The 20608-nt window shown below is 44.7% G+C and carries 16 protein-coding genes; 10 read left to right on the top strand and 6 right to left on the bottom strand.

Annotated features, from left to right (window positions below; all coding sequences use genetic code 11):
* The first annotated feature begins 37 nt into the window (after nt 1-37).
* The 5 genes from glcD to AC0VYC_RS09315 all read left to right on the top strand — a co-directional run bounded on the left by glcD (nt 38) and on the right by AC0VYC_RS09315 (nt 6560).
* Nucleotides 38-1447, top strand: a complete 1410-nt coding sequence (gene glcD, locus AC0VYC_RS09295) for a glycolate oxidase subunit GlcD (RefSeq protein WP_144665564.1) — start codon at nt 38-40, stop codon at nt 1445-1447.
* Nucleotides 1444-2784: a (Fe-S)-binding protein gene (locus AC0VYC_RS09300; RefSeq protein ID WP_427244182.1), complete on the top strand. Its 1341-nt coding sequence runs from the start codon at nt 1444-1446 to the stop codon at nt 2782-2784. The genes glcD and AC0VYC_RS09300 overlap by 4 nt, the downstream gene beginning before the upstream one ends.
* A 78-nt stretch (nt 2785-2862) precedes the next feature.
* Complete coding sequence (locus tag AC0VYC_RS09305; RefSeq protein WP_475389984.1) at nt 2863-4350, top strand: spore germination protein; 1488 nt, start codon at nt 2863-2865, stop codon at nt 4348-4350.
* Between the two features lie 12 nt (nt 4351-4362).
* Nucleotides 4363-5463, top strand: coding sequence for a GerAB/ArcD/ProY family transporter (locus tag AC0VYC_RS09310; protein ID WP_144626609.1), 1101 nt, complete (start codon nt 4363-4365; stop codon nt 5461-5463).
* Entirely contained in the window at nt 5460-6560 is a 1101-nt protein-coding gene (locus AC0VYC_RS09315) for a Ger(x)C family spore germination protein (RefSeq protein WP_326116689.1), read from the top strand. The genes AC0VYC_RS09310 and AC0VYC_RS09315 overlap by 4 nt, the downstream gene beginning before the upstream one ends.
* Before the next feature lie 43 nt (nt 6561-6603).
* Here the strand turns inward: AC0VYC_RS09315 and AC0VYC_RS09320 are convergent, their stop codons facing one another.
* On the bottom strand, nt 6604-6834 hold the full coding sequence (locus tag AC0VYC_RS09320) for an excisionase family DNA-binding protein (protein WP_008346618.1): 231 nt from the start codon (nt 6832-6834) through the stop codon (nt 6604-6606).
* Between the two features lie 167 nt (nt 6835-7001).
* Between AC0VYC_RS09320 and AC0VYC_RS09325 the strand changes: the two genes are divergently transcribed.
* Genes AC0VYC_RS09325 through uptA form a run of 3 tightly spaced genes read left to right on the top strand, consistent with a single transcriptional unit; the run spans nt 7002 to nt 8951 of the window.
* The gene (locus AC0VYC_RS09325) at nt 7002-7409 is read left to right on the top strand and encodes a GtrA family protein (protein ID WP_039167903.1); all 408 of its coding nucleotides are present in this window, start codon (nt 7002-7004) and stop codon (nt 7407-7409) included.
* 4 nt (nt 7410-7413) lie between these two features.
* Entirely contained in the window at nt 7414-8295 is an 882-nt protein-coding gene (galU, locus tag AC0VYC_RS09330) for a UTP--glucose-1-phosphate uridylyltransferase GalU (protein ID WP_061419301.1), read from the top strand.
* A gap of 53 nt (nt 8296-8348) precedes the next feature.
* Nucleotides 8349-8951 carry an undecaprenyl phosphate transporter UptA gene (uptA, locus tag AC0VYC_RS09335; RefSeq protein WP_475389986.1) on the top strand — a complete coding sequence of 201 codons (603 nt, stop codon included), beginning with the start codon at nt 8349-8351 and terminating at the stop codon, nt 8949-8951.
* Between the two features lie 39 nt (nt 8952-8990).
* Here uptA and AC0VYC_RS09340 read toward each other — a convergent pair whose 3' ends face one another.
* Nucleotides 8991-9812: a uroporphyrinogen-III synthase gene (locus tag AC0VYC_RS09340; RefSeq protein WP_058337187.1), complete on the bottom strand. Its 822-nt coding sequence runs from the start codon at nt 9810-9812 to the stop codon at nt 8991-8993.
* Nucleotides 9813-9960: 148 nt separating this feature from the next.
* Between AC0VYC_RS09340 and AC0VYC_RS09345 the strand changes: the two genes are divergently transcribed.
* Nucleotides 9961-10581 (top strand): acetate uptake transporter, encoded by a 621-nt coding sequence (locus AC0VYC_RS09345; protein WP_007499188.1) that lies wholly within the window; start codon nt 9961-9963, stop codon nt 10579-10581.
* Nucleotides 10582-10619: 38 nt separating this feature from the next.
* On the opposite strand, the gene AC0VYC_RS09350 is transcribed toward AC0VYC_RS09345, so the two are convergent.
* On the bottom strand, nt 10620-11639 hold the full coding sequence (locus AC0VYC_RS09350) for an LLM class flavin-dependent oxidoreductase (protein WP_331831931.1): 1020 nt from the start codon (nt 11637-11639) through the stop codon (nt 10620-10622).
* Between the two features lie 174 nt (nt 11640-11813).
* Between AC0VYC_RS09350 and AC0VYC_RS09355 the strand changes: the two genes are divergently transcribed.
* Nucleotides 11814-16997, top strand: a complete 5184-nt coding sequence (locus AC0VYC_RS09355) for a beta strand repeat-containing protein (protein ID WP_475389988.1) — start codon at nt 11814-11816, stop codon at nt 16995-16997.
* A 26-nt stretch (nt 16998-17023) separates the two neighbouring features.
* Here AC0VYC_RS09355 and AC0VYC_RS09360 read toward each other — a convergent pair whose 3' ends face one another.
* The 3 genes from AC0VYC_RS09360 to dacB form a co-directional block, all read right to left on the bottom strand.
* A complete protein-coding gene (locus AC0VYC_RS09360) occupies nt 17024-17584 on the bottom strand; it encodes a CatB-related O-acetyltransferase (protein ID WP_072368391.1) in 561 nt (186 codons plus the stop codon).
* A gap of 64 nt (nt 17585-17648) precedes the next feature.
* The gene (locus AC0VYC_RS09365) at nt 17649-19016 is read right to left on the bottom strand and encodes an MATE family efflux transporter (RefSeq protein ID WP_039169691.1); all 1368 of its coding nucleotides are present in this window, start codon (nt 19014-19016) and stop codon (nt 17649-17651) included.
* 19 nt (nt 19017-19035) lie between these two features.
* Complete coding sequence (gene dacB / locus AC0VYC_RS09370) at nt 19036-20520, bottom strand: D-alanyl-D-alanine carboxypeptidase/D-alanyl-D-alanine endopeptidase (protein ID WP_039169689.1); 1485 nt, start codon at nt 20518-20520, stop codon at nt 19036-19038.
* Nucleotides 20521-20608: the final 88 nt, after the last annotated feature.

The raw sequence follows: 20608 nt of genomic DNA on the forward strand, positions 1-20608 counted from the left end.
TAGAAAAGAGACGTTAAATGAGCGGGAGTGATTGCATATGCTAGATTCAGAATTTTCAAATCAATTAAAAGAGATTGTCGGTGCGCCCAATGTCCAAGACAGCAAGGCGGATCGTCTTGCCTACTCTTATGATGCGACACCAAATTTTCAACAGATGCCAGATGCCATCGTGACACCTCGCACGGCAGAAGAAGTGCAGCAAATTGTGAAACTGTGCGCCTCTTACAAGGTGCCGATCGTCCCAAGAGGCTCAGGGACGAATCTGTGCGCAGGAACATGCCCTACTCAGGGCGGATTGGTGATTCTCTTTACTAGAATGAATCAATTATTAGAAATAGACGAAGAAAATTTAACCGCAACGGTGCAGCCTGGCTTAATTACGCAGGAATTGATTCATCAAGTAGAGGAAAAAAGTCTCTTCTACCCGCCAGATCCAAGCTCTATGAAAATTTCCACATTAGGCGGCAATATTAACGAAAATTCAGGGGGACTGCGGGGGTTAAAGTATGGAGTGACAAGGGATTATGTCCTTGGGCTTGAAGTGGTTTTGCCAAATGGTGACATCATCAAAACAGGCGGAAAGCTTGCAAAAGATGTCGCTGGCTATGATATGACTCGATTGTTCGTTGGTTCAGAAGGAACACTCGGGATTGTCACAGAAGCGGTGCTAAAGCTCCTGCCGCTTCCAGAAACGAAACAAACAATGCTTTGTTTATACGAAAGCCTTGAAGAAGCTGCGACTTCTGTATCGGCCATCATTGCTGAGCGTATCATTCCTGCTACATTAGAATTTATGGATCAGCCGACCCTTGAAGTCGTTGAAGATTTTGCAAACATCGGCCTACCCACCGACGTTCAAGCTGTGTTATTAATTGAACAGGACGGCAACCCTGAAGCTGTTTCTCGTGATATCCAAAAAATCGCAGAAGTTTGTGAGCAGCACGGGGCTAAAAGCGTCAAGATTGCACATTCAGAAGAAGAGGCAAGTGCGCTCTTAACAGCGAGACGCTCTGCTTTATCTGCCCTCGCTCGATTAAGTCCTACAACGATTTTAGAAGATGCTACCGTTCCCCGGTCTGAAATTGCCAATATGGTTCGTGCAATCGAAGACATTGCACGAAAGTACGAGGTGAACATTTGTACGTTTGGTCATGCAGGTGATGGCAACTTACACCCCACTTGTGCGACAGATGCAAGAAATGAAGAAGAAATGAAACGTGTAGAAGCTGCCTTTCAGGCCATTTTTGAAAAAGCCGTTGCACTTGGCGGCACGATTACAGGCGAACATGGCGTGGGTCTCATGAAAGCCCCCTATTTGGAGCTGAAGGTCAAAAAAGAAGGAATCGCTGCCATGAAGGCGATTAAACAGGCACTTGACCCGGCAAATATCATGAACCCAGATAAAGTGTTTGGAAAAGCCTCAAGAAAGCGAGTGGTGGTCTCATGAGTTCTTCTTCTAAGCAAAAAGAGATCCAGCAGCAGTTTCAGGAGCAAATGAATGAAAAGGAGCTGCTTAATTGCATGCGCTGCGGATTCTGCCTCCCTTCCTGCCCTACCTATATTGAATCTGGACAACAAGAAACGCACTCTCCTCGGGGCCGAATTGCGTTAATGAAAGCTGTAAGAGATGGCGTCATTGAGCCGGATGAAGATGTTGAACATTCCCTTAATCTTTGTCTTGGCTGCCGTGCATGTGAACCAGTCTGCCCTTCTGGCGTCAAGTATGGACAGTTGCTAGAAGATGCCAGAGACATTATTCAACAACATAAAAAACAATCATTTCCTGTCAAATTGATGAGACGTGTTGTGTTTAAAGGTCTCTTTCCGTCACAAAGTCGTATGCGACAAGCTGCTAGTTTTCTTCGATTTTATCAAACATCTGGACTGCAAACAGCCGCCAGGAAGACGCGCATACTGAAGCTGCTTCCCTCCCATTTACAGTTGATGGAACAGGCACTTCCAAAGGTACCGCCTCAAAAGAAAAAACGTTTGAATGAATATAAAGCCATTGGTCAGGCAAAAAAACGGGTGGCGTTTTTTACTGGCTGTTTAATGGATACAGTTTTCTCAAACACAAACAAAGCGACCATTCATCTCTTGCAGCTGGCAGGCTGCGATGTGATCGTTCCTCCTATACAAACGTGCTGCGGCGCGCTACATGGTCATAGCGGAGAAAAAGACCAAGCAAAACAGTTAGCCAAGCGGAATATTGAAGCATTCGAGGAAACAGATGCCGATGCGATTGTCATGAACGCGGGCGGCTGCGGTGCCTTTTTAAGTGATTACGATCATTTGCTTCAGGATGACCCAGATTTTCAAAAACGAAGTAAAGCCTTCTCACAGAAAATAACCGATATATCAAGCATCCTTGTGGAGCTGGAGTTTCACCGCCGCGTGCCACTGGTTTTGCCAGCGCAAGTGATCACCTATCAAGACTCCTGTCATTTACGAAATGGGATGAATGTACAACAGGCGCCGAGGGTGCTCATGAAAGCCATTCGAGGGGTAACGTTTAAAGAAATGAAAGATGCCGGCCGCTGCTGCGGATCTGCAGGAATCTACAATATCTTGCAGCCAGACATGTCGATGCAAATTTTAGATCATAAAATGACGGAAGCGAGCAACACAGCTGCAGCTGCCATTGTGACGTCGAATCCAGGCTGTCAATTACAAATGGCAGCAGGCGTCAAAAAGGCAGGACATACGCCTAGCATGAGAGCGATTCATCTGGCTGACTTTTTATTAGAAGCCGTTCAATATGGAAAAAAAGCGTCCAGCTCATGAAGCTGAACGCTTTTTTTATGCATATCTTCAGACGATTGGTTGGATAATAGAGGAAAATCGCGGAAGGAGATGGTTCAAGTGCTGAAGAAAAACAAATCAAAACAGAAAGACCCGAATTCAGTATTTGAGGCACTATCGCGTTCCTCTGATTTTATCAATGAATTATCAAGTTCCGGAGGTTTCCTTTATAGAATTTCTTTTTTTCGTCCTTTAATTAATGGCAATCTCCTTCATGAACAAATCTTGCCTTTTATTCAGCAATTGCATCTGACACCCAACCTTGAAGAGCTGAAAGAACACATCCCAATCGAACAAGCTGTGATTACGAGGGACCTTCAAAAAGTGGAAGAAGCTCTTCATCGAGGCAGTATTGCTGTTCGAATTGAGACAGACTGGGGCAAAGCGCTCCTTTTGCCGATTGAAGAAAAGAAAGGCAGACAAGTGAGCCAACCTGAGATTGAATTCGGGATTATCAGTGCGCAGGAAGCCTTTGTGGAAGGGCTGGATACAAACTTAAACTTGCTCAGACGCAGGCTGCCCACTCCTGACCTTAAAGTAGTTGAACACACAGTTGGTACCCTTTCTCAAACGAAAGTAGCCGTTGTATACATAGAGGATATCGCCAACCCGCAGAACATTGAAACCGTTCTTCAGCGGATTCAAGATGTTGACTATGACCAAATTCTAGATTCTAATTATCTTGCGCAAATGCTTTATGATGTGTCCAATACAATCTTTCCATTGTTTTTAAATACAGAACGGCCAGACAGGGTTTCCTCAGGTCTAACGGAAGGAAAAATAGCCATTATGGTTGACGGTTCGCCTCATACCCTGCTTGCACCTACAATTTTACTCGAGTATTTTTCTACAATGGAAGACTATAACATGTCTTGGATCGCAGCATCCTCCTTTCGGCTGTTACGCATTTTTGCTGTAATTTTTTCTATTTTTGCAACCCCTTTGTATGTAGCTGTTTTAACGTTTCACTATGAACTGATTCCTAAGGACTTATTAGAAACGATTGTCGCATCACGCTATCTCGTTCCCTTTCCGCCTATTATTGAAGCATTATTTTTAGAGATATCGATTGAGCTGCTTAGGGAAGCCGGGTCTCGCCTTCCTGCAAAAGTCGGACAGACGCTCGGGATTGTTGGAGGTATTGTGATCGGACAGGCTGCGGTTGCAGCGGGATTAACAAGTAATATCCTGCTCATTATAGTTGCATTATCAGCTCTTGCCTCTTTTGTCACTCCTATATATAAAATGGGGTCGGCCATTCGCCTCTTACGTTTCCCATTCCTTTTGGCTGCACAAGTGTGGGGAGCGCTAGGGATTTCGCTAATGGGGGCTTTTCTTCTTACACATTTAATGAAATTAACGTCTATAGGACAACCTTACTTAGAGCCAATCTTTCCACTTCGATTGGCCGATTTAAAAGGTAGTTTGATTCGTCCCCAGCTCCGCTTTTTGAAAAAACGTCCAGAAAATTTACGGTCGCAAAATGAAACGATACACCGCGAAAAGCCAAAGCAAGGCCGTAAGGGGAAAAATGATTTTTATGAATAAGGAAGTGAAGGCATGAGCTCTTCTTCTGTGAAAGAAAAATTTCAAGTGTCCCCTTTTTTTGTGTTTTTTCTGATCAATGCCAATCAAGTTGGTGTTGGTATTTTAAATTTCCAGACGAATCTTGTCCGGACGATTAATAATGATGGGTGGATCGCCATTTTAATTGCTGGTGCAAGCGTCAATTTGATGATTTTCCTCATTTACTTTTTGTTTAAAAAAGCACCTACTGACGAATTTAGTGACATTACGCAATCTGTGTTTGGTAAATGGCTCGGACAATTCATCAACATTCTCTACATTTTGTATTTTTCTTCATTGTCTTTGATTGTGCTTGTTCATTATATGGATGTGATCCATGTTTGGCTGTTTAAAGAAATTCCTGGTCTTTTATTTGCATCAGTGCTGCTCATCCTCGTCTATTACATTCACACAGGCGGATTTAGAACAATCGCTGGTTGGGCATTCTTTAGCATTGTCCTAACGTACTGGATGACCTTTATCTGCTTTTATGTCATGAAATATAGTCACATCCGCTTTATGTTCCCAATGTTTGATCATTCATTTTCACAACTCATGATGGGGGTCAAAGATGCCTCTTTATCCATGTTTGGTTTTGGAACATTGCTTGTCTATTATCCCTTTATTAAAAAAGCACAAACGTCGCAAAAATTTGCACATATGGGAGTGTTGCTAACGACATGCCTGAATTTGCTTGTATTTCTCGTCTCTATAGCGTACTACTCAAGTGCTCAGCTCGAACTAACGAAATGGCCGACATTGACATTAACCAGCATTGTCAAACTTCCGTTTATCCAGCGCTTTGAATTTATTGAAGTGTCGCTATGGCTTTTGCTTATCGTTCCAAATATCGCTATTCCATTATGGGCAGCCAGCAGAATGGCAAAACAAGTGTTTCACACGAGCCAGCGCACCACGTTAATAGTTCTCAGCCTTCTCATTCTCGTCATGTTTTCATTTTTTATTAGAGCTACCTCATTTGAGACATTTAATAAATGGGTGGAATATAGCGGATACATCCTCGTCTATGGATTGATTGGATGTATGATCATTGGGCTGCTGCTGAAAAAAAGGTGGGTGAAAAAACGAACATGAAACATTCTATTCTGATATGTATCATGTTATTGAGTCTTTTCTTAACGAGCTGTGCACAGCCTCGTCTCTTAGATGAATTAAGTATCTCGCAGGCGGCGGGATTTGACTTATTGGAAGATGGAGAAATGAAGGGCTTCTTTGTTTTCCCTGTTTTTAAAAGCGAAGAACAAGGAAGCTATCAAATTGTAAGTGCTAAGTCAAATACCATTAGTAATATTCAATTTCTTGTTTCGGAAAAATCGCCTTTCCCCGTTGTCATGGGACAAGTACTCGTGATTTTAATAAGTGAAAAGCTGGCGAAAGAAGTGGGTATGATTGATTTGATGAATTACATCTATCGTGATCCGATCATTGGGTCACGACAAGTATTTGCCATAGTAGACGGAGAAGTTGAAGATTTATTGCATACAAAAATGAATCAAACCAACTTAAATATCGGTGTATATCTTTCAGATTTACTGGCTCAAAACATGCGAAACGGCAATCAACCTGTGACCAATCAGCATATTTTTATGAATCAGATGATGGCAAAAGGCGTGGATGCCTACCTCCCTTACATTAAAAATACAAGCAACTCTATTAAAGTGTCAGGTGTCGCTCTTTTCGATCAAGAAAAAATGGTTGGGCATATTCCAGGGGAAGATACGTTTACGTTTAAAGCGATGATTGAAAATCATAAAAATGGGATTTATGAGTTTCGATTTAATGATAAAAAGAAAACCCATGTTGTTATTGAAAATATCAAATCACATGTGTCTTATCACATTAAACCAACTGAAAACCTTGCAAAAAAGCCTCATATCACCATTGATATCAAGCTGAAAGGTGAGTTAAAAGAATTCATGAAATCAAAAAAAATCGATACGCCTTCTATCTTGCAGCATGTTGAAAAAGAAGTGGAGAAGCGTGTGGCCCAGCAAGGGCAAGACCTTGTTCAATCCTTTAAAAAGCAAAAAATTGATCCACTTGGACTTGGTTTGAGATATCGCTCTAAAGATAAAGCCATGACACCGGAGAAATGGCAAAAACTCTACCCTGATGCAGATGTCCAAGTGAATTGTCATATGAACATTGTCCAAACGGGTGTCAGCCAATAAAAAAGACTGTATGAAAAGGTTCTCCCTTCTCGTACAGTCTTTTTTAATCTTCATCTTTTACGTCCGGGTCCTCAGGGATTGGTTCATTTAAGATGTCTTGAATGAGCTCTTTATATTGTTCTAGCTGTTTCATATGGGTTTGAAACTGCCCTTGATAAATGAGATACGATTCCCCGTCAAATACGTAACGAATCTTTTTTTGCTGGATTAATTTTTCAACATATGCTTCTGATACTTCTAAGTATTCAGCTGTTTCTCCAATTGTTAAATACATGCATGTGCACCACCGTTCGTTTCATCTTACAAATTATATCACGAGCTGGTGAAAAAACAGATATCGCTTGTTCATGTTTTTTTCATCTTTTCTTCACTGATTCGTCAACTCGCTTTTGTACAGTATTCATACACCCACTCAAACACTAGGAGGTGATGATCCTTCGCATGACAAAGAAAAATATTCGGACCTATGCCACATTTTTAACTGTAGGCGCAAGCAATACGATGATTGACTTTCTGTTCTTCTTTTTTTTCACTGCTTGCTTTGTTCCCTCTTTTCTTGCACAGTGCCTGTCCTATACAGCAGGAATGCTGAACAGTTATGTTTGGAATCGAAAATGGACGTTCCAAGTAAAAAAGAAAGCGGACAGGTGGGAATGGATCAAGTGGGCCACAGTCAACGGCGCAGCGTGTCTCCTCACCTATGTTGTCTTATATGTCATGCAGCAAGCAGGTTTCTCATTATTCATTAGTAAAGCGATTGGTACCCTTCTTGGCATGATGATCACTTTTACTGGAAGCCGCCTATGGGTGTTTCCATCAGAAAACAAACGATCAGAAATGGAGCGATGATTCAATGAACATCAAAAAAGCCGTTATACCAGCAGCCGGATTAGGCACACGTTTTTTACCCGCAACGAAAGCACAGCCAAAGGAAATGCTGCCGATTATCGACAAACCCGCCATTCAATACATAGTTGAGGAGGCTGTTCAATCAGGCATTGAAGATATACTGATTATCACAGGAAGAAATAAAAAATCGATTGAAGATCACTTTGACCGTTCGATTGAGCTAGAACAGAATTTGCTTGAAAAAGGAAAAAAAGAACAGCTGGCTGAAATCAAACATATTGCGGATATGGCAAATATTCATTATATTCGTCAAAAGGAGCCCTTAGGTCTTGGACATGCGGTATTATGTGCACGTCATTTTACTGGCAACGATCCTTTTGCGGTGCTTTTAGGTGATGATGTCATGGTGTCAGAAAGACCTGCACTCTCTCAGCTCATGGAAGTCTTTGAAGACAAACAAAGAGAGGTCATTGGCGTCCAGCAAGTGGATCGTCTAGATGTCAGTAAGTATGGTATGATAAGACCAGCTAGAGTAGACGGTCAAGTGTTTGAAGTCACAGACTTAGTGGAAAAGCCAGCTATTCATGAAGCTCCTTCCGATTTAGCCGTGATGGGCAGGTATCTGTTAACACCATCGATTTTTCCTATTCTACAAGGAATCGAGAGAGGTGCTGGGAACGAAATCCAGCTGACAGATGCCCTGAAAATCATTGCACATGAATCACCCATTTATGCAAAACAATTAGATGGGATGAGATTTGACGTTGGTGATAAGCTGGGCTCATTTAAGGCAGCGGCTGAAATTGGATTGATGCGTCATGATATGCGGCCAGCCATGCTAGCATATATGCAAAGCATACTCATGAGAGAAGCAAAACAAGCATAGGCTCTTATAAGGATGCTTGAAGAAAATTCGTATTTAAAGGCAGAGTGAAATGAATGGGAACCTTGTTTAATGAAATTTTAACCTGGCTGACAAGCCTTGGTTACGTAGGTGTTGCACTTGGACTGATGATTGAAATTATTCCGAGTGAAATTGTACTTGCCTACGGCGGATATATGGTGTCAACAGGAAGCATTGGATTTGTTGGAGCCGTCATCGCTGGGGTTATTGGAGGAACACTTGCCCAGTGCTTTATTTACTGGATCGGCCTTTATGGCGGAAGACCTTTTTTAACAAAGTATGGGAAGTATTTATTCATCCATGAGCATCACATTGCCACGGCAGAACGCTGGTTTGACCGATATGGAACTGGTGTCGTATTTACAGCTCGTTTTATCCCAGTCGTGCGCCACGCGATCTCAATTCCAGCTGGTATTGCAAAGATGCCATTTCTCAAATTTGTTCTTTTGACCGGATTAGCCGCCATCCCTTGGTCCATCCTATTTATTTATCTTGGAATGCAACTTGGGACAAAATGGGACCACATTCAAAGTGTCGCTCACACGTATACAACACCAATTATGGTCATTGCTATCGTTCTCATCGTACTGTATTTCGTTTTGAAAAAAATTCGCACAAATCGAAAACGGACAATCTAACGAAAACGCCTTTCACTCGTCATGTGAAAGGCGTTTTTTCTATGCGTGCGTCGATTGTTTTTTCATATATTGAGATAATTCCATAATCATTGCACCCATTCTTTCAAGTGAAGGGGCTAGAATGCGGCTTATCCCCTCTTCTTTTAAAGCTTCAGCTGTGACTTTTCCAACAGCTACAGCTAATACATGCTGCTCGAATAGATGTTGCAGTTCTTCTTTTTTGTCCCATTCTTCTGCTAGTTTGAAAAAGGCATGAACCTGAACAGCGGTTGTAAAACAAACGGCATGGACCTTCCCTTCTTTCATTTCTTGAAGCAAAGTGTCCGCCGCCTCTGGTTCAGGGGGCGTGTGCTGATATGGCATGAGCTGCAAAACGTCTGCTCCCTTGTGATGTAAAAAATCAATGAGAGCTGGTGCATTTTCGCCGTGAAGCTGCACCATGACCCGTTTACCTTGAAGTTCTTTGTCTTCTAACTTTGAAATGAGGTCACGAACGGTTCCATCTTCATCAGAAACATCTGGCTGAATGCCGTGTTTTTTTAGAGCCGCGAACGTTTTGTATCCTCTTGAAGCGATATGGGCACTTGATAAAATGTTCATAAAAGCTTCTCCAAGCTGCAGCTCTTCTGCACTTTCAATTAATGTGTCTGTGCCGATACCCGTTGTTAAAATGACCCAGTCAGCTCCCTTCTTTACAAAGGTTTCTATGCCTGGCTTCAATTCCTCTTTGGCTAAAAATACAGTGCCCTGAAGAGAACGAATAACAGCTTGTCCTCCTTGCTTTTCAACAAGTGTACGCATTTCTTCTGTTTTTCTTGTTCCGCATATGGCAATGGTCTTTCCAGCTAAGCCTTTACTCATTCTCATCCCTCTTTTTCTATCACATGTATGATGTATTGTATTAAATATAGATTTATTTGGAAGACGTTGCAAGTGTCTACTAAAAAAGAGCTTGACGTTTCTATCGAATTCGAGTATCTTTTGTAAGTGCAAATTGTAGGAGGTCATTATGGAAAAACAGAATGTTCAAGCAATTCGATTATCAATCGCAGACCCAACACCACTTGGTTTGTTTGGTTTAGCAATGGTGACGCTTGTTGCGTCTTCACAAAAACTAGGAATCACAGATGGCACATCCCTTATTTTACCTTGGGCTATCTTCCTTGGAGGAATCGCGCAGCTGATTGCGTCCATACAAGATTCAAAGCATCATAATATTTTTGGAGCCACTGCCTTCGGCGCATTCGGTCTTTTTTGGATGGGCGTTGGAACCACTTGGCTCATTCAAGCGGGCGTTTTTGGGAAAACGCTTGCGGGAGCTGCGGACCCAAAACAACTAGGTTTTGCTTTTATTGGTTATTTGATTTTCAGCTTATTTATGACGATCGGTGCAATGGAAACACATAAAGTATTGTTTTTGATTTTCGTCTTTATTGATTTCTTATTCATTGGCCTGTCCCTAAGCTCGTTTGGTGTGATGTACGATGTGACTCATACGATGGCTGGTATTGCAGAATTGATTATTTCTCTTCTTTCATTTTATGGTTCTGCAGCTGTTGTGCTGAATACACATTTTGGTCGTACAGTACTGCCAGTTGGACAACCATTTCGCGTGTTTACTAAAGCATAAATAAAAAAGAACTGCTCTTGGCAGTTCTTTTTTTATTCTTATTTTTCTTGTTCCTCTTGAAATATCTCTGCAATGATTTCATAAGAACGCATTCTTTCTTGATGGTCAAACATATCAGAATTAATCATGACTTCATCTGCTTGAGTCGCCTCAATAAAGGCTTCTAACTCTTTTTTCACCTTTTGTTTATCCCCGATCATCGTCGAACTTAATTGTTCGTCCACCATCGCCTTCTCATAAGGACTCCACAGCCCATCCATACTTTCAACAGGGGCTTTGAGTTTTCCTGGTGTATTGCGAATGAGGCTCAAAAACCGCTGATAATGAGACGTCGCCAAATACTCAGCCCGCTCTGTTTGATCAGCAGCAAAAACCGTCACACCAACCATCGCATAAGGTTTTTTTAACACATCTGAAGGTTGAAATGACTGTCTGTATAATTCTAAAGCAGGAATGGTATTTTTAGGGGAGAAATGTGCCGCAAAGGCAAATGGCAGTCCCAATTCTCCTGCAAGCCTTGCACTAAAACCACTTGAACCAAGAAGCCAAATTGGTATATCCAATCCTTCTCCCGGAACGGCTCTTACATGTTTTTTGACCTGACCAGTCGGTTTGAAATATTGCCGAAGTTCTTCAAGCTGCTCAGGGAAATCCTCTCCATTATGAAGATTACGTCTAAGTGCCCTTGCCGTTAACTGATCTGTTCCGGGTGCCCTGCCTAGACCTAAATCAATTCTCCCTGGATACAAAGTCTCCAGTGTTCCAAATTGTTCTGCAATAACGAGTGAAGAATGGTTTGGAAGCATAATCCCCCCAGAACCAACCCGGATCTTTTCAGTCCCTCCAGCAATATGTCCAATCAAGACGGATGTTGCTGAACTCGCAACCCCTTCCATATTATGATGCTCCGCAAGCCAATATCTATGGTAGCCCCACTTCTCAGCTTTTTTTGCTAAATCCATACTATGTTCAAATGACTCTTTGATTGTGCCACCTTCTGTTACAGAGGATAAATTTAACACGGAATATGCTGCACGTTGTAAAACTGATTGACTCATACATGATGCCCCATTTCTATCAAAAATCATACTAGTTTCATTCTTTCAACACCATAACATAAAACGATTTAACTTTTAAATGATTTGATTCGATGATTTTCGAAATGATGAATTTTCTAGGTTTTACTTCCGATTTAAAAATTCGTACATAGAATGAAATATCAATTTTAGGAGATGGGCAATTTGTACAATCAATTCGATCACAAATGTCCCTTTTGCGGTAGATATCATGAGCAGCCTCATTACAAAAGATCACGTCATGACCGTCCTCAAAGAAGAGACTGTCCTTTTATTAAACAAGAACATTCAAAACAAAACAGACCTCAAGGGGATCCGTCTTGTGCAAAAGGAGAAAAACAATCAAAAATAATTCAAAGGGTTGGACGAAGAGGCCCAGCAGGTCCGGTTGGGCCTACCGGACCAACCGGACCTGCTGGCGGATTAACCGGTGTCCTCCCTTTTAACCCCTCACAATCACAAGATTACGAGGCTGGTCAAGTTGTCACGTATAATGGCAGTACTTATATTGCTAAGGTAGATGCTCCCTCAGGAATACCTGGACTTTCCCCCGACTATACCCTTTTGGCGGCTTCTGGGAAAACTGGCCCAACTGGCCCTACAGGGGTAGGATTAAGTGGTATTGAAACATATGATCCAGAAAGAGCATCAATGTATTCAGTCGGTCAAGTGGTCACTTATGAAGGTGGTACGTATATTGTGAACTCTGCTCCACCTTTAGGTACGCCAGATACGTCCCCGGATTATACGCTTTTGGCAGCACCTGGTGCTCCAGGTTCTACTGGAGTAACGGGCAGCACTGGAGCTACAGGAATTACTGGTGCAACCGGACCTACTGGGGCAACGGGAATCACAGGTGCAACTGGATCTACTGGTGCTACAGGTATCACAGGTTCAACCGGACCTACTGGCGCCACTGGTATCACAGGTTCAACCGGAGCTACTGGTGCTACAGGTATCACAGGTGCAACTGGACCTACTGGGGCCACTGGTATCACGGGTGCAACTGGACCTACTGGGGCAACTGGTATCACGGGTGCAACCGGAGCTACTGGTGCCACGGGTATCACAGGTTCAACCGGTCCGACTGGTGCTACAGGTATCACAGGTGCTACCGGACCTACTGGTGCTACAGGTATCACAGGTGCTACCGGTCCGACTGGGGTCACTGGTAGCACAGGTTCAACTGGAGCTACTGGTGCCACTGGTATCACAGGTTCAACCGGTCCGACTGGTGCTACTGGTATCACGGGTGCTACAGGAATTACAGGTTCAACCGGTCCGACTGGTGCTACAGGTATCACAGGTGCTACCGGACCTACTGGTGCTACAGGTATCACAGGTTCAACCGGTCCGACTGGGGCCACTGGTATCACAGGTTCAACCGGACCTACTGGGGCCACTGGTGTGACGGGCAGCACTGGACCAACTGGTCCGACTGGGGCAACGGGCAGCACGGGTGCAACTGGATCTACTGGTGCCACGGGTATCACAGGTTCAACCGGTCCGACTGGTGCTACAGGTATCACAGGTTCAACCGGACCTACTGGGGCCACGGGTATCACGGGTGCTACTGGATCTACTGGTGCCACTGGCAGCACGGGTGCAACTGGAGCTACTGGGGCCACTGGAATCACAGGTTCAACCGGACCTACTGGGGCCACTGGTGTGACGGGCAGCACTGGACCAACTGGTCCGACTGGAGCTACGGGAATCACAGGTTCAACCGGACCTACTGGTGCTACAGGAATTACAGGTTCAACCGGACCTACTGGGGCCACTGGAATCACAGGTGCAACCGGTCCGACTGGTGCTACTGGTATCACGGGTTCAACTGGAGCTACTGGGGCCACTGGAATCACAGGTGCAACCGGACCTACTGGTACTACAGGTATCACAGGTTCAACCGGACCTACTGGGGCCACTGGTGTGACGGGCAGCACTGGACCAACTGGTCCGACTGGAGCTACGGGAATCACAGGTTCAACCGGACCGACTGGTGCTACTGGTATCACAGGTTCAACCGGAGCTACTGGGGCCACTGGCATCACGGGTTCAACTGGAGCTACTGGTGCCACGGGAATCACAGGTTCAACCGGAGCTACTGGGGCCACTGGTATCACAGGTTCAACCGGTCCGACTGGTGCTACAGGAATTACAGGTTCAACCGGTCCGACTGGTGCTACAGGTATCACAGGTGCTACCGGACCTACTGGTGCTACAGGTATCACAGGTGCTACCGGTCCGACTGGTGCTACAGGAATTACAGGTTCAACCGGACCTACTGGGGCCACTGGAATCACAGGTGCTACCGGTCCGACTGGTGCTACTGGTATCACGGGTTCAACTGGAGCTACTGGGGCCACTGGAATCACAGGTTCAACCGGACCTACTGGTACTACAGGTATCACAGGTTCAACCGGACCTACTGGGGCCACTGGTGTGACGGGCAGCACTGGACCAACTGGTCCGACTGGAGCTACGGGAATCACAGGTTCAACCGGTCCGACTGGTGCTACTGGTATCACAGGTTCAACCGGAGCTACTGGCATCACGGGTTCAACTGGAGCTACTGGTGCCACGGGAATCACAGGTTCAACCGGAGCTACTGGTGCCACTGGTATCACAGGTTCAACCGGTCCGACTGGTGCTACTGGTGCTACAGGAATTACAGGTTCAACCGGTCCGACTGGTGCTACAGGTATCACAGGTGCAACTGGAGCTACTGGGGCCACTGGTATCACAGGTTCAACCGGACCTACTGGGGCAACTGGTATCACGGGTTCAACCGGAGCTACTGGTGCCACTGGTATCACAGGTTCAACCGGTCCGACTGGTGCTACTGGTGCTACAGGAATTACAGGTTCAACCGGTCCGACTGGTGCTACAGGTATCACAGGTGCAACTGGAGCTACTGGGGCCACTGGTATCACAGGTTCAACCGGACCTACTGGGGCAACTGGTATCACGGGTTCAACCGGAGCTACTGGTGCCACTGGTATCACAGGTTCAACCGGTCCGACTGGTGCTACAGGAATTACAGGTTCAACCGGTCCGACTGCTGCTACAGGTATCACAGGTGCTACCGGACCTACTGGTGCTACAGGTATCACAGGTGCTACCGGTCCGACTGGGGTCACTGGTATCACAGGTTCAACTGGAGCTACTGGTGCCACGGGTATCACAGGTTCAACCGGTCCGACTGGTGCTACTGGTATCACGGGTGCTACAGGAATTACAGGTTCAACCGGTCCGACTGGTGCTACAGGTATCACAGGTGCTACCGGACCTACTGGTGCTACTGGTATCACAGGTTCAACCGGAGCTACTGGGGCCACTGGAATCACGGGTGCAACTGGAGCTACTGGGGCCACTGGCATCACGGGTGCAACTGGAGCTACTGGTGCCACGGGTATCACAGGTTCAACCGGTCCGACTGGTGCTACTGGTATCACAGGTTCAACCGGACCTACTGGTGCTACAGGAATTACAGGTTCAACCGGACCTACTGGGGCCACTGGAATCACAGGTTCAACCGGTCCGACTGGTGCTACTGGTATCACGGGTTCAACTGGAGCTACTGGGGCCACTGGAATCACAGGTTCAACCGGACCTACTGGTACTACAGGTATCACAGGTTCAACCGGACCTACTGGGGCCACTGGTGTGACGGGCAGCACTGGACCAACTGGTCCGACTGGAGCTACGGGAATCACAGGTTCAACCGGACCGACTGGTGCTACTGGTATCACAGGTTCAACCGGACCTACTGGGGCCACTGGCATCACGGGTTCAACTGGAGCTACTGGTGCCACGGGAATCACAGGTTCAACCGGAGCTACTGGTGCCACGGGAATCACAGGTTCAACCGGAGCTACTGGTGCCACGGGAATCACAGGTTCAACCGGTCCGACTGGTGCTACTGGTGCTACAGGAATTACAGGTTCAACCGGTCCGACTGGTGCTACAGGTATCACAGGTGCTACAGGTATCACAGGTGCTACCGGACCTACTGGTGCTACAGGTATCACAGGTGCTACCGGTCCGACTGGGGTCACTGGTAGCACAGGTTCAACTGGAGCTACTGGTGCCACGGGTATCACAGGTTCAACCGGTCCGACTGGTGCTACTGGTATCACGGGTGCTACAGGAATTACAGGTTCAACCGGTCCGACTGGTGCTACAGGTATCACAGGTGCTACCGGACCTACTGGTGCTACTGGTATCACAGGTTCAACCGGACCTACTGGGGCCACTGGCATCACGGGTGCAACTGGAGCTACTGGGGCCACTGGCATCACGGGTGCAACTGGAGCTACTGGGGCCACGGGTATCACAGGTTCAACCGGACCTACTGGTGCTACAGGAATTACAGGTTCAACCGGACCTACTGGGGCCACGGGTATCACAGGTTCAACCGGTCCGACTGGTGCTACTGGTATCACGGGTTCAACTGGAGCTACTGGGGCCACTGGAATCACAGGTGCAACCGGACCTACTGGTACTACAGGTATCACAGGTTCAACCGGACCTACTGGGGCCACTGGTGTGACGGGCAGCACTGGACCAACTGGTCCGACTGGAGCTACGGGAATCACAGGTTCAACCGGACCGACTGGTGCTACTGGTATCACAGGTTCAACCGGACCTACTGGTGCTACAGGAATTACAGGTTCAACCGGACCTACTGGGGCCACGGGTATCACAGGTTCAACCGGTCCGACTGGTGCTACTGGTATCACGGGTTCAACTGGAGCTACTGGGGCCACTGGAATCACAGGTGCAACCGGACCTACTGGTACTACAGGTATCACAGGTTCAACCGGACCTACTGGGGCCACTGGTGTGACGGGCAGCACTGGACCAACTGGTCCGACTGGCGCTACAGGTATCACGGGTGCTACCGGACCTACTGGAACAGGTGGTTTTACGGATACAGCACTATATGCTGCTAATAGTTCTGGTCCTACCATTGTTACTGTAGCCTCGGGAACGAATATTCCATTGCCGAACTTTCAAAACATTACCGGTTTTACAGCAAACGGCACAAGTACGGTTTTTACCGTTCTGCAAACAGGTAAATATTATATTACGTATCAAGTCAACACCACTACAGCACTTTTGATTAATACGCGTTTGCTGTTAAATGGAACAAATACTATTTCTGGTTCTGTTCAATCACCTACTATCTCTACTTCATTTATTAACAATACTGTCATTGTTAATTTAACAGCTGGTAATACTATTTCACTGCAGTTTTTTGGAGTGGTTGTCACAGCTATATTAGTTGGCGGTGGTGGTGCGGCCGGAGCAACCTTGACCATCATACGGCTCAGTTAAGCAAAAAAAGAAAAAAGAAAGGCTTTTCAGCCTTTCTTTTTTATGTCTTCTATAACTTTTATACAATGTTCGATATCATTAGATTGTAAGAGGTGAAAAATAGATTGGATGACGGTAAACTCTAAATTCCACCATTCTAACAACTGAAGTTTTTCAATGATATCAGAAGAAAACCGATATTTCATGAGACGCTGCGGGTTCCCTGCGACAATCGCATATGGAGGCACATCTTTTGTAATCAGACTATTTGCTCCAATGACTGCCCCGTTTCCTATCTGTACCCCTGACATGATTGTTGCTCCATATCCAATCCAAACATCGTGCCCTATACACACATCCCCTTTTGATCGTGGATGTCCTTCAATGTGGGCAGCATCTGTGAAAATTTGATTAAAGGGATATGTGGTGACCCAATCTGTTCGGTGTTCACCACCAAGAAAAACTTTTACTTCGTTTGCGATGGAACAAAACTTTCCTACATTCAGCGTTGTTCCTTCTCCCCACGTCAAGACTTGAAAATCTGGTCCAGCATAAGTGAAGTCACCGATATCATACGAACTGAGCTCACTTCTTTGGTTTAAAAACATAGAAGATCAGACCCCCTACAAAGTAATCGATCTTCGTATATATATGCCAGATGATAGGCTCACATTATGATTGGACAAGTGCAACGATCTGCTTTTTCTTCCATACCAGTCGATAATAGCCGTATTGGAGCAATAAGTTTACAAAAAAGGCTGCAGGATATCCTATCCAGATTCCTTTGATCCCAAGCGATGTATGGTGTGATAGCACATAAGCCACTGGTACTTCAACAAGCCAAATGGAACAAATACTAAAGATGGTCGGCCATAGAACTGTTCCACTTGCTCTCATCGTGGCAGCAACGATTTGTGCTGTTCCGAAAATGAGATAGCTCCATAGTGTAATCACGACCAAACTATATGCAATATCAATCGTTGCAGAATCTGTTAAAAAGATAGATAAAATTTGTGGTGCGAAAATATAGACGAAAATAATAATCAATCCGCCTAACGCAAAGTTTAGCCCCAGCCCAATTTTAATGACATCTTTCAAACGATTCATGTTTCCTGCGCCAATGAACTGTGCGGCGAAGATAGAAACCGCAATACCAAGGCTCACTGCGGGCATCTGTACATAACTTACGACTTGATTGACAACGCCATAAGCTGCGGTCGCCTGTGATCCATAATCGTTGACAAAAGAAATGACAGCAATTTCTGATAAAGAAATGAGAATCATATTAATACTAGAAGGGATACTTAACTTTAATAGCGTTTTTAATAAATCCCCTTTCATCAATAAATGCTTTCTAACCGACGCATCAATGCGCAGCGGGTGCTTTGTTTTATAAAGATAGATATGAAGAATGATAAACGTAACGATTGTAGAAATCACAGAAGAATACGCAGCACCATATAAACCAAATGCCGGTAAACCAAGCCAGCCGAATAATAAAATTGGCAGCAATAAAATATTGGTTCCTGTACTAATCATTAAGAAATAAAATGGTGTTTTTGAATCTCCTGTTCCTCGTAAAAAAGTTGTATAGACAAAATAAAGAAATAAGATGGGCATGGAGATGAATAGGATTCTGGCATATGCCGCACTTTCCTCCACAATATTTGCAGGTGTCCCCATCAGATGTAAAATATCTGTGGCAAAAAAACCTCCAATGACAGCTAAAGAAAGTCCGATTAAAAAGGTGAACGAAAGCGTTGTACCGATAATTTCCTTTAACCTCTGCTCATTTTTTGCTCCGTATGCTTGTCCAATAAGGATCGAGCTCCCTGATCCAATCCCAATGGAAAAAGAAACAAGTAAAAAGAAAAGTGGAAAGAATGCCGAAATCGCAGCTACTGCATCCTCTCCAATCCATCTACCGACAAGCACAATGGAAACAAGCTGTCCAATTGATTGCAAAATATTGCTTAATAAAAGTGGAATTAGAAAGATCGACATGGTTTTTACTAAAGATTGATTATTATCTAACGTCATGATGGTTCTCCTTCTCTGTCTAAAGATCCTCAGCTAACATGCTGACAATGCGGTCTTCTATCTCTTTTCCTTTTTCGTCATCAACGAGATGATTCAATAAGATGGAAAAAGCAAGCGTTTTTCCACTCTGCGTTTCAATATATCCAGATAGTGTGCTGACCGTTGATAGCGTACCTGTTTTTGCACGCACTTTTTCTAGTGTAGCTGGTTCTTTCAATCTATTTCTTAATGTACCTCCCACCATACGCTCACTTGCCCCAGCTAACGGAAGTGCATGGACATAGGTGTTAAACCATTTTTCCTTTTGAATGTTTGTCAAAAATAACGTGAATTGATTTGCAGAAACAAGGTTAATCGGTGATATGCCTGATCCGTCTCTCAACACAGTCATGGATGGATCTATGCCAAAGGCAGGAAGACGTTCATTCAGCACGTCAAGCCCTTTGTCAAAACTCCCTTTGTTCTTTACCCGCTTCCCAAGTTCTTTTAACAGAATTTCTGCATGTGTATTGTTGCTTAATTTCATCATCGGAACAAGAAGATCGGATAAAGGCATTGATGAATGGGAAGCGATTTTTTTCGCTTTTTTAGGAACTTGTTTTGTTTTGAGTGGTCCTTTCAGCTGAATCCCCTCAGCCTTTAATGCTCGTTTCATTAAGTCTAAAGCATACGTTGTCGGTTCCCATAATGCGACCCATTGTTTAGACGAGGATGCTTTTAGCGGAATCGTCCCAGTCAGTGTAATTTTGTTTGTACCGTGAGAGCGTTTAAAAGATATTTTCTTCTTTCCACCTTCTGGCACAGTTTGCACTTGATTGACAACTTGAGCGACGTCAGTCTTCGGGATCATCTCATAGCTGGCCTTCTGCCCTGCTTTCTTTCCCGGCTTAACTTCGAGAATGATCGTTCCTGCATCATAATCCTCATTCGGTGAAGCAGTAAGAGCAGATATTTGAGCGCCGTAATATTGATCTTCATCACTCCACGGCAGATCGATGGAATACCTTGTGTCATCAAACCAAGTATCATCAGCTGCAAGCTGTCCACGAATCGTATGTATTCCGGCCTTTTTGACTTGTTTGGCTAATACGGCAAAATCGCTTTCTAACAATGTCGGGTCTCCAGTGCCTCGGAGATAAAGATTGCCGTGCAATGTTTTTTTGTGAATTGAACCATCTATCCAAACGTCTGTTGGAAAAGTGTGTGTTTCACCCAGTAGATCGAGTGCGATAGCAGATGTGAGTAATTTCATATTAGAAGCAGGAGTCAGACGGATGTCCGCTTGATGTTCATAAAGAAGAGAAGTGTCAGAAGTATCGCGTACGCTGATGCCAGCAATCGTGCCCTCTAGATCAGGTGCTGTTCGAATGAATTCGTCTAAGGAAGTGATCCATTTTGATTGATCATCATGAGCTGTTAGTTGTTCATCTTTCACTGAAAAAGGGAGAAATAACATCGACAAAATACATAGTTGTAAAAACATGACCTGTGAGAAACGTTTCACGCAATCCCTCCTTTTTAGAAAAGCAGCCAAATTTAGCAGATTATGTTCATTATACACAAAAGAACGTTTGTTCTCAAAGGTTTTTTAA

It is taken from the genome of Bacillus sp. iso_77 (assembly GCF_056173625.1).

Coding starts and splice junctions, on each gene's coding strand:
- AC0VYC_RS09310 (WP_144626609.1), top strand. CDS start 4,363: ATGAGCTCTTCTTCTGTGAAAGAAAAATTTCAAGTGTCCCCTTTTTTT.
- AC0VYC_RS09355 (WP_475389988.1), top strand. CDS start 11,814: ATGGGCAATTTGTACAATCAATTCGATCACAAATGTCCCTTTTGCGGT.
- AC0VYC_RS09365 (WP_039169691.1), bottom strand. CDS start 19,016: ATGACGTTAGATAATAATCAATCTTTAGTAAAAACCATGTCGATCTTT.
- AC0VYC_RS09325 (WP_039167903.1), top strand. CDS start 7,002: ATGACAAAGAAAAATATTCGGACCTATGCCACATTTTTAACTGTAGGC.
- AC0VYC_RS09315 (WP_326116689.1), top strand. CDS start 5,460: ATGAAACATTCTATTCTGATATGTATCATGTTATTGAGTCTTTTCTTA.
- uptA (WP_475389986.1), top strand. CDS start 8,349: ATGGGAACCTTGTTTAATGAAATTTTAACCTGGCTGACAAGCCTTGGT.
- AC0VYC_RS09320 (WP_008346618.1), bottom strand. CDS start 6,834: ATGTATTTAACAATTGGAGAAACAGCTGAATACTTAGAAGTATCAGAA.
- galU (WP_061419301.1), top strand. CDS start 7,414: ATGAACATCAAAAAAGCCGTTATACCAGCAGCCGGATTAGGCACACGT.
- AC0VYC_RS09345 (WP_007499188.1), top strand. CDS start 9,961: ATGGAAAAACAGAATGTTCAAGCAATTCGATTATCAATCGCAGACCCA.
- AC0VYC_RS09300 (WP_427244182.1), top strand. CDS start 1,444: ATGAGTTCTTCTTCTAAGCAAAAAGAGATCCAGCAGCAGTTTCAGGAG.
- glcD (WP_144665564.1), top strand. CDS start 38: ATGCTAGATTCAGAATTTTCAAATCAATTAAAAGAGATTGTCGGTGCG.
- AC0VYC_RS09360 (WP_072368391.1), bottom strand. CDS start 17,584: ATGTTTTTAAACCAAAGAAGTGAGCTCAGTTCGTATGATATCGGTGAC.
- AC0VYC_RS09340 (WP_058337187.1), bottom strand. CDS start 9,812: ATGAGTAAAGGCTTAGCTGGAAAGACCATTGCCATATGCGGAACAAGA.
- AC0VYC_RS09350 (WP_331831931.1), bottom strand. CDS start 11,639: ATGAGTCAATCAGTTTTACAACGTGCAGCATATTCCGTGTTAAATTTA.